This window comes from Synechococcus sp. BO 8801 (assembly GCF_002252675.1).
Taxonomy (GTDB): Bacteria; Cyanobacteriota; Cyanobacteriia; order PCC-6307; family Cyanobiaceae; genus Cyanobium.
Map to the genome: position 1 here is coordinate 197,126 of NZ_NQKY01000002.1, position 10,477 is coordinate 207,602.

Genomic DNA, 10,477 nt, shown 5'->3' on the forward strand with positions numbered 1-10,477 from the left:
CATGCGCCGGAGTGTCCGTGAAGCCCTGGTTGGATTCTCTCTGCTGGCGGCGATCGCCAGCGGGCTGGGTCTGTGGTTCTGGCTGCGGGGGATCTCCCTAGGAGGGAACACCTGGACGATCCGCGCCAGCTTCGCCGACGCCGCCGGCCTGGCCGACCGTTCTCCGGTCACCTTCCGGGGGGTGCTGGTCGGCAGCGTGCGCCGGGTCACCGTCACCGACGCGGCCGTGGTGGCCGACCTGGAGATCACCGACCCACGCCTGCGTCTGGCCCGGCCCCTGGTGGCCCGGGTCGGCAATGCCTCCCTGCTGGGAGGAGATGCCCAGGTGTCCCTGCTGGCCGGCGGTCCCCCCCTGCCGGCCAGCCTGCCGGGCCCTCGGGAGCGGGGCTGCGACAACACGCGCATGGTCTGCAACGGCGGCAAGGTGACCGGTGTCGCAGCGGCCAGCCTCGACACCGTCACCGAGACCGTCCAGGGCCTGCTCGACCAGGCGGAAAAGGAACAGCTCGTTCAGCAGATGGTGGCGGCCACGGCCGCCTTCTCCAAGACCGCCAGGGAGACCGAGCTGCTCACCAAGAGCGGCCAGGTCTTCCTGCGCGACGCCCAGGTGCTGGTCACCCAGCTGAACCGATCGGCGGGCAAGGTGGACCCGATCCTGAGCAACCTCAACCTCGCCAGCGCCGATGCCGCCCGGGCCTCCAAGCACGTTGGCAACCTGGCGGCGGCACTGGACAACCCCAAGACCGTGGCCGACCTGCAGGCCACCCTCACCAACGCCAAGCAGCTGACCGACCGCTGGTCGGCTGTCGGCGGCGACGTGAGCAAGCTCACGGGTGATCCCAAGTTCCTCGACGGCATTCGCAGCGTCTCGATCGGCCTGGGCCGTTTCTTCGAGGAGCTCTACCCCGCCGAGGTGGATGCGGCCCGTGACCGCAAGGCCAGCCAGGACGCCCGCCAGCAGGAGGCGAAGGCCGCCCGCCAGGCCGCCCAGGACCGGCTGGCTCCCACCGTCAGAAACCGTTGATCGCCTCCAGGGCGATGGCGGCGATGGCCTGGTCGCTCGCCTTGGGCAGCTGCACGTAGCGGCCGCCGGCCGCCTCGGCCAGCTCCTTGCCCATGCCGCTGCCGATGAACTTCCGCTCGGTGTCGATCACCAGCAGCCGCAGGCCGAGGCTCTGGTAGCGGCTCGCCACCTGCCGCAGCTCCTCCTTGAGGTCCACCGGTTCCTCCCCCTCCAGCACCGGCTGGCCCAGGGAACGGCTCAGGGGCACATTGCCGCGGCCGTCGGTGATGGCGACCACCACCACCTGGCCCAGATCGCCGGTGGCCAGGGCGTTCGCCCCCACCCGGGCCGCCTGGGCCAGGCCGTGGGCCAGGGGTGAGCCGCCGCCGCAGGGCATCGACTCCAGTCGGCGGCGGGCGGCGGTGATCGAGCGGGTGGGCGGCAGCAGCACCTCGGCCTGCTCGCCGCGGAAGGTGATCAGGGCCACCTCATCGCGGTTTTCGTAGGCCTCGGTGAGCAGGCGGATCACGGCCCCCTTGGCGCTCTGCATCCGATTCAGGGCCATCGAGCCGCTGGCATCGACCAGGAAGATCACCAGGGCGCCGGCCTTGCGCTGCAGCTGCTTGGCCCGCAGGTCCCCCTCCTCCACGATCACCTTGCGGTGCGGCTCCCTGGCGCGGCGGGCCTTCTGGTAAGGCGCGGCGGCCCGCAGGGTGGCGTCGATGGCGATGCGGCGCACGGGGCCCCGGGGCAGCATCGGCTTCACGTAGCGGCCGCGGCTGTCGCTGAACACCACCGCCCGGCTGCCGCTGCCGCCGCTCTTGGCTTTCGCCGAGGCGAACACCAGCAGGTCGGGGTCGATGGCGGTGGCCTCCGGATCGAGCAGGAATTCCTCCGGGATCTGGGGCGGGGCCTGGTCCTCGGGACTGTCGTCCTGGTCGTCGTCGTCCTGATCCTCAGGCTCCTCACTCTCAGGCTCCTGCTCCGGCGGCTCCGGTTCCTCGGGGGGCTGCTCCCCCTGGGGCGGTGGCGGCGGCGGCGGCTCCATGGGCTGGTCGGGATCCGGGGGCGGCAGCTGCAGGGCCCGCGGGGCGATCACCAGGCGCACCGCCACCTGCAGATCGTCTGCATCCACCCGGTCGCGGCCGGAGAGGGCCGCATGGGCCCGGGCCACCCGCACGGCGTAGAGCTCGGCCCGGTGCCCCTCGACGCCGCCGCGGATGGCTTCGGTGACCAGGTAGCGGATCTGCTCCCGGTCGATGACCACATCCGGCAGCCATTGGCGGGCCAGCAGCAGCTGGGTGGCCAGGGCTTCGGTCTCCTCCTGAAAGCGGGCGCCGAAGGCGGCGCTGGAGGCGCCGTGGTCGAGGGCCGAGCGGGTGATCGCCACCCGCTGGTCGGTGTCGAGCAGCTGGTTGGCCGACAGGGCGATGGCGAAGCGGTCGAGCAGGTGGTCGCGCACCGCCCCCTCTTCCGGGTTGTAGGTGGCGATCAGCAGGCAGCGGCAGGGGTGCGACAGGCTCAGCCCCTCCCGTTCGATGCGGTTTTCGCCGGAGCCCACCGCCGCCAGCAGCAGGTTGGTGATGCCGTCATCCAGCAGGTTGAGCTCGTCGACGTACAGCACGCCCCGGTGGGCCTCCGCCAGCAGCCCGGGCTGGAACACCGGCGCCCCGGCCGTCAGGGAGGCGGCCACGTCCACCGAACCGATCAGCCGGTCTTCGGTGACGCCCAGGGGCACCTGGATGAAGGGGGCTGGAATCACCCGGGTGGGCAGCAGGGCGCCTGGATCGGTGCCGCTGGCATCACCGCCCAGTTCGGTGATGCGGCGCCGGGTGGCCCCGTCCCACTCGTCGGGCCGGGAGGGATCGGCCTGCCGCAGCCCCGGACCATCGGCCAGATCGATGACATCGATCGGCGGCAGCAGGGCATGGAGCCCCCGGGCCAGCACCGACTTGCCGGTGCCGCGACCGCCGGCGATCACCACGCCGCCCAGGCCGGGGTCCACGGCCGCCAGCAGCAGGGCCAGCTTCAGGGTGCCGTGGCCGGTGATGGCGGCCAGCGGAAAGCTGCCGGTGGGCGCGGCACCGGCGGGCGCGGCAGGGGACCCGCTGACGACCATGGGGCAGTGGCTGGGTGGGTTGGCCAGTCTCGCCGACCGGGTGGCAGCGGGTGGCGGCCCTCTGACCCCGATACCCTGCCTGGGTGTCAGGCCCCGGTCGGCCGCCGATGACCCGCCGTCCCACCAACGTTCACGAGCGCTACCACGCCCACGTCTATTTCGGCGCCGCTGAAGCGGCGCAGGCCGGCGCCCTCTGTGGGGCCGCCGGAGCCCGTTTCGGCCTGCCGGTGGGCCGTCTCCACCTCGAGCCGGTGGGACCCCATCCGGTCGGCAGCTGCCAGATCAGCTTCAGCCAGGCGGACTTCGAGGCCCTGATCCCCTGGCTCGAGACCCACCGCGGCGGCCTCACGGTGCTGGTGCATGGCATCACCGGCCATGATCTGGCCGATCACACCGACCATGCCGCCTGGCTGGGGGAGCCCGTCCTCCTCAACCTGGCGGTCTTCGGCGGCTGAGCCGATGCCTCCCACCCCGGCTCCACCACCGTCTGGCCCCTCTGCGTCCAGCCTGGCCATCGCCATCGGGGCCAACCTCGGTGATCCCGTCGCCACCTTCACGGCCGTGCGGCCGCGGCTGGAGGCCGAGCTGCGGGCCTGGGCGGCGGCCCCCCTGCAGCTGAGCTGGTCGCCCCGGTTCCGCACCCAGCCGGTGGGGGGGCCGCCGGGACAGCCGCCGTACCTCAACGCGGTCCTGCTGGCGCGGCTCGCGTCTGCGCCGGTGCCGGCGGCGCCCTGGCCTGATCCCACCGGGCTGCTGGCGCGGCTTCTGCAGCTGGAGGCGGCGTTCGGCCGGGAGCGCCGCGAGCGCTGGGGACCCCGTCGTCTCGACCTCGACCTGCTCTGGTGCGGGGCCATGGCCTGCCCAGGCCCGGAGCTGGTGCTGCCCCACCCGCGCCTGGGGGAGCGGGCCTTCGTGCTGGCCCCGCTGGCGGCGATCGATCCGGACCTTCCCCTTCCCCTGGCGCCCGCCGGTCCCCCCCGCACGGCCTCCGCAGGCCTGGCGGCCCTGCCGCGGGCCGCCCTGGAGCCGCCCCCCCAGGTGCTGCCTGGAACGACGGGCTGGCCGGAAGGGCCCTGAACCGCGCCCACCGGCCCCCGCCCGTCACACTGGGGGCCCCAATGGCCCGCCCCATGGCTCCCCTGCCGCCCCCCGAGCCCAGCACCCATCTGGAGACCACCGCCGCCCTGCAGGCCCGCAAGGTGCGTTTCGAGCTCAACCGGGTGGTGCTGCCGATCGGCATCGAGGGCACCTACGGCGTGATCCGCCATCCGGGCGCCTCCCTGGCGGTGCCGGTGCTCGAGGACGGCCGGGTGGTGATCCTGCGCCAGTACCGCTTCGCCGTGGCCGGGCGGCTGCTGGAGTTCCCGGCCGGAACCCTGGAGGAGGGGGAGGAGCCCCTGGGCTCGATGCGGCGGGAGCTGGAGGAGGAGACCGGCTACAGCGCCAGCCGCTGGGACCCCCTTGGGGCCATGTACCCCTGCCCCGGCTACTCCGACGAGGTGATCCACCTCTTCCTGGCCCGCGATCTCACCCTGCTGCAGGACCGCCCCCCCGGCGATGACGACGAGGACATGGAGGTGCTGCTGCTCGAGCCGGCCCAGCTGGATGCGCTCCTGGCCAGCGGCGACGAGGCCCTGGACGGCAAAACGGTCACGGCCTGGTACCGCGCCCGTCAGCTGCTCGGACTCTGATGGCCCCGGAGCGCTGGCTGTTCTGGCATCGCCGCGACCTGCGCCTGGCCGACAACCTGGGCCTGGCGGCGGCCGCCGCCGCTACCCCGGCGGTCACCGGCCTCTACGTGCTGGATCCGGCGATCCTCTCGGACCCGCTCATGGCGCCGGCCCGGGCCTGGTTCCTCTGCGAGAGCCTGCGGGAGCTGGCGGCCCGCTGGCGGGCGGCCGGCAGCCGGCTGCTGATCCTTCAGGGCGAGCCGACCGCCCTGGTGCCCCTGGCGGCCCGGGCGGCAGGCGCCGCGGTGGTGGCCTGGAACCGGGAGGTGGAGCCCTACGGCCGCGAGCGCGACCGGAAGGTGGCGGCGGCGCTGCAGGGCCAGGGCACCCGGGTGCTGGTGGACTGGGACCAGCTGCTGGTGGCACCGGAGGTGATCCGCACCGGCGCCGGCGAGCCCTACCGGGTCTATGGCCCCTTCCTGCGCAACTGGCGCGGCCAGGTGGAGGGGCGGGCCGGGCTCGGTGCCGGATCGGCCGGCGGCCTGGAGCCGGTGGCGGCGCCAAGCGCTCTGCGGGATCTCGATCCCGGCGCCCTGCCGGCGGAGCGCGCTTCCTTGTGGGAGGCCCTGCCCAGGCTGGACACCGTGCCCAGCGCCGAGGAGCTGGGCTTTCTTTTCAGCGGCGCCGATCTCTGCCCCTGCCGCCCCGGGGAGGCGGCGGCCCTGGCCCAGCTGCAGGCCTTCGCCGACGGTGGCGTCAACGGCGGTCCCCTGGCGGCCTACGAGCCGGGTCGCAACCTGCCGGGGGAGGCCGGCACCTCCGGGCTGTCCGCCGCCTTGAGCGTCGGCACCCTCAGCCCCCGCCAGGCCTGGGCCGCCGCCCAGGAGGCCCGCGCCCTCGCCCGCAGCACCGAGGCCCTCACTTCCATTGGCGTCTGGGAGCAGGAGCTGGCCTGGCGCGAGTTCTACCAGCAGGCCCTGTTCCATTTCCCCGAGCTGGCCGACGGCCCCTACCGCCCCCAGTGGCGCCACTTCCCCTGGGAGAACGACCCCGAGCGGCTGCGGGCCTGGGAGGAGGGGCTCACCGGCCTGCCGATCATCGATGCCGCCATGCGCCAGCTGAACGAGAGCGGCTGGATGCACAACCGCTGCCGCATGGTCGTGGCGTCCTACCTCGTCAAGGACCTGATCATCGACTGGCGCCATGGCGAAAAGGCCTTCATGGTCCGCCTGGTGGACGGCGATCTGGCGGCCAACAACGGCGGCTGGCAGTGGAGCGCCAGCAGCGGCATGGATCCACGCCCCCTGCGCATCTTCAATCCCTCCACCCAGGCGGCGAAGTTCGATCCGGAGGCCACCTACATCCGCCGCTGGCTGCCGGAGCTGGCCCATGTGGCCACCGCCGACCTGATCAGCGGCGAGATTGCGCCGCTGGAACGGCGCGGCTACCCGGCGCCGATCGTCAGCCACAAGGTCCAGCAGGCCCGCTTCAAGGCCCTCCACGCCGCCCTGCCCCGGGGCTAGGCGGGGGCTGTCTCAGGCGACGACCGCTTCGGCCCCCACCAGGCTGCGCACGGCGGCGATGACGCTGTCCTGCTGCTCGGCAGTGAGTTCCGGGAAGATCGGCAGGCTGAGCACTTCGGCGCAGAGCCGTTCGGTGATCGGCAGGCTGCCGGGTCCGTAGCCGAGGGAGGCGTAGGCCGGTTGCCGGTGGATGGGGATCGGGTAGTAGATGATCGTCGTGACGCCCGCCTCCTGGAGCTGCTGCTTGAGCCAGTCGCGGCAGCAGGCCTCGGGCAGTCCGTAGCTGGCGCTGTCGGCGGCCGGGGTGCAGCGTCCCCCGCAGGCGCTGGTGGCGGCGGGGCAGCGGGGCACCCGCACCACGAACTGGTTCCAGCTGTGGCCCTCCGGTCCGGGCGCAGCCGGCACCAGGCCCGGCAGGCCCGCCAGTTCCCGCTGGTAGCGCTCGGCGATGGCTCGACGCCGCTCCACCCAGCCGGGCAGGTGGGGCAGCTTCACCATCAGGACGGCGGCCTGCATGGCATCGAGGCGGCTGTTGTAGCCCAGATCGGTGTGCAGGTAGCGGCGGGGCATGCCGTGCACGGCCAGCTCCCGGATCCGCTGGGCCAGCTCGGCGTCACCGCAGACCACCATGCCGCCGTCGCCCGCGGCGCCGAGGTTCTTGGTGGGGAAGAAGCTGAAGCAGCCGGCGTCGCCCCAGCCGCCCACCGGCCGGCCGGCCCAGCTGGCGCCGCTGGCCTGGGCGCAGTCCTCGATCACCCGCAGGCCGTGGGCGGAGGCGATGGATGTGATCCGCTCCATGTCCACCGGCCGGCCGAACAGGTGCACGGGCATCAGGGCCCTGGTGGCGGGGGTGATGGCGGCCTCGATCGCCTCCGGATCGATCAGGTAGGTGTCCGGGTCCACGTCCACGAACACCGGCGTGGCCCCCACGGCGCTGATTGCTTCGGCGGTGGCGAAGAAGCTGAAGGAGCTGGTGATCACCTCGTCGCCGGCGCCGATCCCCAGGGCGCGCAGCGCCAGGACCAGGGCATCGGTGCCGCTGTTGCAGCCGATGGCATGGGGCACGCCGCAGGCCTCGGCGAAGGCGGCCTCAAAGCCGTTGATCGTGCTCCCCCCGATGTACTGGCCACTGCGCAGGACGTCCAGGACGGCCTGGTCGAGGGCGTCTCCGAGCTGGTGCAGTTGCTCGCTGAGACTGAAGGGGGGCACATGCATGGCGGCAACATTAAGCCTGCGGATCCGACCGCCGCCGCCGCCACCCTGGAAGAGTCAGCCGCTGAACCAGGGGGGCTCGGCACCGGCCCGCCACTTGATGTTGCAGCCGATCGCCGGCCGCTGCGGTTCCGGCACCGGCCGCCCCTCCAGCAGGGCCGCCAGGGCCGCCCGCAGATCCCGCCCATCGCAGGGCTCACCGCCGGGACGGCTGCCATCCAGCTGGCCCCGGTAGGCGAGCCGGTGGGCCCGATCGAAGAGAAAGACGTCCGGGGTGCAGGCGGCCCGGAAGGCCTGGGCCACGCTCTGGTCGGGGTCCTGCAGGTAGGGGAAGGTCCAGCCCCGGGCCGCGGCCTGGGCCGCCATCCCCGCCGGCCCGTCCTGGGGATGGCTGGCGGTGCTGTTGCTGCAGAGGCCGATCAGGCCCGCCCGCCCCTCCAGGTCGCCCTGCAGCCGGGTGAGTTCCGCCTCCACATGCTTCACGAACGGGCAGTGGGGGCACAGGAACAGCACCAGCACGGGGCTGCCGAACGGCGCGGCGGCTTCGAGCGGGCCACCCGTGACGGGCCGCAGCGCGGCCCGCATGGCGTCCAGCGGCAGCGGCGTGCCGAGGGGCAGCATGGTGGAGCTCGTGAGAACCATGGCTGTGCTGCCGCCCTTGCTGCAGAGCGGATGGGGGAGAGCGGGCAAGGATCATCGCCGCCACCGAGCCATCCCCGCCGTGTCGCCACCGTGCCGTCTGCTGGTGCTGCCGCTTCTGGCGGCCGTGCTCACCGGCTGTGTGCCCGCTGATCAGCGTCCCAGCGGCCGGGTGTATCCCCTGCCGAGACACCAGCCCAACGACGGCCTCGCCGTGGTGAGCCGGCCCGGCGGCGAAGGCCTGCACATCTGGATCGAGACCGACACCGCGCGCCCCGGTGTCTGCCGGCCGCGCTGGCTTCCGGACGCCGCCCGGCTGCGCGGCGGCAACGGCCCCCAGCCCACCAGCTTCGGGCTGGCCCCGCGGGAGGAGTTCTTCCAGGCCCTGGACCGGGGCACGGTGCGTCTGGCCCTGCGCCGCCAGATGGAGGCGCTCTGCCGCCAGCGGGCCCCTGGCAGCACCTTCCTGTGGGAGCCGCCCCCGCGGACCGCGGCCGAGCACCGGCCGCCGGTCCTGCCCCTGCTGGAGGAACCCGATCTGCTCAGCGACCCGCGGGCGATCCGGCGGGCTGAAAAGCAGCTGCTGGGTCTGCCCCTCACCCCCGAGGACCTTGAGGAGCCCGGGGCAATGGACCACGGGGGCTGGTGACGGCCGTCGCCTCAGCGGCTGAGGCCAGGGCCGCGGCGCCCACGTACCCCTCCGGCAGCACGAGGGGCCAGACCTCCGGCTCCGGATCCCCCGGGGTCGGCGGCGGGCCGAACAGACCCATTCCCCTGGCCTTGAGGCCCGCCTCCAGCCGGCACCAGGCGGCCAGGAAAGCCTGCTCGCGCTGCTGCTGCGGCAGGGTGCCGATGGCGCTCCATTCCCCCGGCGGCAGACAGCGGCGGGCGATGCTCTCCCACTCCGGCACCGGCCGACCCTGCTCCACATCCACCCCCACCGGCCGACGGGGGTGAAAGCCCAGCAGGATCAGGTCCCCCGAATGGGAGACGTTGAAGCGGGGAGGCGGCTCCCCCCCGTCCGACGGCGGCAGCAGTTCCGGCTTGCCATGGGGACCTGCCCCCAGCACGAGGCCGGCGGGGTCGCACCCCAGCCAGCTCCCCAGAATCAACCGCAGGGCGCCGCGACCGAGCAGGAAGCGTTCGCCATCCCCCTCGCCCCGGAGCCGGTGCAGGCGTTGCCGTTCGCCTGCCTGCAGCAGATCCCCCAGGGGGGTGAGCAGGGCCCGGACGTCCGGATCTCGGCGATCGATCAGCAGCAGCAGGGGAGGCCCGTCGGACCCGGCGGGGGGCCAGGGCGGCGGAGCCAGGGCAGGGGCCGTCCGGGGCGGCCAGCGCTGAGGCCGGAGCAGCCAGGGCCCCCCCGCGGGTGGGGGAGAATCTCCGGACTGCATTCCTTCGCCCTCCGGCGCCCTGTTCCCCATGCTCCTTGATCTGCGCGGCAAGAAGGCTCTCGTCACCGGCATCGCCAACAACCGCTCGATCGCCTGGGGCATCGCCCAGCAGCTGGCGGCGGCGGGTTGCGAACTGGGCATCACCTACCTCCCGGACGACCGGGGTCGCTTCGAGGGCAAGGTGCGCGAACTCACCGCCCCCCTGAACCCCACCCTGTTCGAGCCCCTCGACGTGCAGAACCCTGCCCAGATCGAGGCCCTGTTCCAGCGCATCGCCGAGCAGTGGGGAACGCTGGATGTGCTGATCCACTGCCTGGCCTTCGCCGGCAAGGACGAGCTGGTGGGAGATTTCAGCGCCATCAGTCCAGAGGGCTTCGCCCGGGCGCTGGAGGTGAGCGCCTATTCCCTGGCGCCCCTCTGCCGCCACGCCAAGCCCCTGTTCAGCCCGGGGGCCAGCGTGATCACCCTGAGCTACCTGGGGGCCGAGCGGGCGATCCCCAACTACAACGTCATGGGGGTGGCCAAGGCGGCCCTGGAGGCCTCGGTCCGCTACCTGGCGGCGGAGCTGGGCCCCGAGCAGCAGGTGCGGGTGAACGCCATCAGCGCCGGCCCGATCCGCACCCTGGCCAGCTCGGCCATCGGCGGCATCCTTGACATGATCCACAACGTCGAGGAGAAGGCCCCCCTGCGCCGCACCGTCACCCAGGACGAGGTGGGCGCCACCGCCGCCTTCCTGGCCAGCCCCCTGGCCAGCGGTATCACCGGCCAGGTGATCTACGTGGATGCCGGGTACTGCATCACGGGGATGTGAGCCAGCCCTGTCTTCTGTCGGCCAGAGGGTGCTCGGCACTGGAGAGTCCTTGAGCGACCCCACGCAGCGAACGATTGTCGATAAGGGAGTTGCGGGGCTTGGCAAT

The 10,477-nt window shown here is 73.1% G+C and carries 11 protein-coding genes; 7 read left to right on the forward strand and 4 right to left on the reverse strand.

All coding sequences use genetic code 11. The features are described from left to right. Position 1: 1 nt before the first annotated feature. A complete protein-coding gene (locus CJZ86_RS02445) occupies positions 2-1,024 on the forward strand; it encodes an MlaD family protein (protein WP_094584370.1) in 1,023 nt (340 codons plus the stop codon). On the opposite strand, the gene bchD is transcribed toward CJZ86_RS02445, so the two are convergent. Then, on the reverse strand, positions 1,011-3,122 hold the full coding sequence (gene bchD, locus CJZ86_RS02450; protein WP_094584371.1) for a magnesium chelatase ATPase subunit D: 2,112 nt from the start codon (positions 3,120-3,122) through the stop codon (positions 1,011-1,013). The genes CJZ86_RS02445 and bchD overlap by 14 nt on opposite strands. A gap of 107 nt (positions 3,123-3,229) precedes the next feature. Between bchD and CJZ86_RS02455 the strand changes: the two genes are divergently transcribed. The 4 genes from CJZ86_RS02455 to CJZ86_RS02470 are packed head-to-tail and all read left to right on the forward strand — an operon-like array spanning position 3,230 to position 6,315. Further along, entirely contained in the window at positions 3,230-3,577 is a 348-nt protein-coding gene (locus CJZ86_RS02455; RefSeq protein WP_094584372.1) for a DOPA 4,5-dioxygenase family protein, read from the forward strand. A gap of 4 nt (positions 3,578-3,581) precedes the next feature. Further along, positions 3,582-4,199, forward strand: a complete 618-nt coding sequence (gene folK, locus CJZ86_RS02460; protein WP_094584373.1) for a 2-amino-4-hydroxy-6-hydroxymethyldihydropteridine diphosphokinase — start codon at positions 3,582-3,584, stop codon at positions 4,197-4,199. 53 nt (positions 4,200-4,252) lie between these two features. Further along, positions 4,253-4,813 carry an NUDIX hydrolase gene (locus tag CJZ86_RS02465; RefSeq protein ID WP_094584374.1) on the forward strand — a complete coding sequence of 187 codons (561 nt, stop codon included), beginning with the start codon at positions 4,253-4,255 and terminating at the stop codon, positions 4,811-4,813. Then, positions 4,813-6,315, forward strand: a complete 1,503-nt coding sequence (locus CJZ86_RS02470; protein ID WP_094584375.1) for an FAD-binding domain-containing protein — start codon at positions 4,813-4,815, stop codon at positions 6,313-6,315. The genes CJZ86_RS02465 and CJZ86_RS02470 overlap by 1 nt, the downstream gene beginning before the upstream one ends. A gap of 12 nt (positions 6,316-6,327) precedes the next feature. Here CJZ86_RS02470 and CJZ86_RS02475 read toward each other — a convergent pair whose 3' ends face one another. Continuing rightward, positions 6,328-7,530 (reverse strand): DegT/DnrJ/EryC1/StrS family aminotransferase, encoded by a 1,203-nt coding sequence (locus tag CJZ86_RS02475; RefSeq protein WP_094584376.1) that lies wholly within the window; start codon positions 7,528-7,530, stop codon positions 6,328-6,330. A 54-nt stretch (positions 7,531-7,584) separates the two neighbouring features. Continuing rightward, a complete protein-coding gene (locus tag CJZ86_RS02480; protein ID WP_094584377.1) occupies positions 7,585-8,169 on the reverse strand; it encodes a thioredoxin family protein in 585 nt (194 codons plus the stop codon). A gap of 79 nt (positions 8,170-8,248) precedes the next feature. Between CJZ86_RS02480 and CJZ86_RS02485 the strand changes: the two genes are divergently transcribed. Then, positions 8,249-8,815, forward strand: a complete 567-nt coding sequence (locus CJZ86_RS02485; protein WP_094584378.1) for a hypothetical protein — start codon at positions 8,249-8,251, stop codon at positions 8,813-8,815. Here CJZ86_RS02485 and CJZ86_RS02490 read toward each other — a convergent pair. Then, positions 8,763-9,560 carry a 4'-phosphopantetheinyl transferase family protein gene (locus CJZ86_RS02490; protein ID WP_158219487.1) on the reverse strand — a complete coding sequence of 266 codons (798 nt, stop codon included), beginning with the start codon at positions 9,558-9,560 and terminating at the stop codon, positions 8,763-8,765. The genes CJZ86_RS02485 and CJZ86_RS02490 overlap by 53 nt on opposite strands. A 28-nt stretch (positions 9,561-9,588) precedes the next feature. Between CJZ86_RS02490 and fabI the strand changes: the two genes are divergently transcribed. Continuing rightward, the gene (fabI, locus tag CJZ86_RS02495) at positions 9,589-10,371 is read left to right on the forward strand and encodes an enoyl-ACP reductase FabI (RefSeq protein ID WP_094584379.1); all 783 of its coding nucleotides are present in this window, start codon (positions 9,589-9,591) and stop codon (positions 10,369-10,371) included. Positions 10,372-10,477 lie beyond the last annotated feature (106 nt).

Excerpts from the sequence above, each read along its gene's own strand:
- CJZ86_RS02445 (WP_094584370.1), top strand. The coding sequence starts at position 2 with ATGCGCCGGAGTGTCCGTGAAGCCCTGGTTGGATTCTCTCTGCTGGCG.
- bchD (WP_094584371.1), bottom strand. The coding sequence starts at position 3,122 with ATGGTCGTCAGCGGGTCCCCTGCCGCGCCCGCCGGTGCCGCGCCCACC.
- CJZ86_RS02455 (WP_094584372.1), top strand. The coding sequence starts at position 3,230 with ATGACCCGCCGTCCCACCAACGTTCACGAGCGCTACCACGCCCACGTC.
- folK (WP_094584373.1), top strand. The coding sequence starts at position 3,582 with ATGCCTCCCACCCCGGCTCCACCACCGTCTGGCCCCTCTGCGTCCAGC.
- CJZ86_RS02465 (WP_094584374.1), top strand. The coding sequence starts at position 4,253 with ATGGCTCCCCTGCCGCCCCCCGAGCCCAGCACCCATCTGGAGACCACC.
- CJZ86_RS02470 (WP_094584375.1), top strand. The coding sequence starts at position 4,813 with ATGGCCCCGGAGCGCTGGCTGTTCTGGCATCGCCGCGACCTGCGCCTG.
- CJZ86_RS02475 (WP_094584376.1), bottom strand. The coding sequence starts at position 7,530 with ATGCATGTGCCCCCCTTCAGTCTCAGCGAGCAACTGCACCAGCTCGGA.
- CJZ86_RS02480 (WP_094584377.1), bottom strand. The coding sequence starts at position 8,169 with ATGGTTCTCACGAGCTCCACCATGCTGCCCCTCGGCACGCCGCTGCCG.
- CJZ86_RS02490 (WP_158219487.1), bottom strand. The coding sequence starts at position 9,560 with ATGCAGTCCGGAGATTCTCCCCCACCCGCGGGGGGGCCCTGGCTGCTC.
- fabI (WP_094584379.1), top strand. The coding sequence starts at position 9,589 with ATGCTCCTTGATCTGCGCGGCAAGAAGGCTCTCGTCACCGGCATCGCC.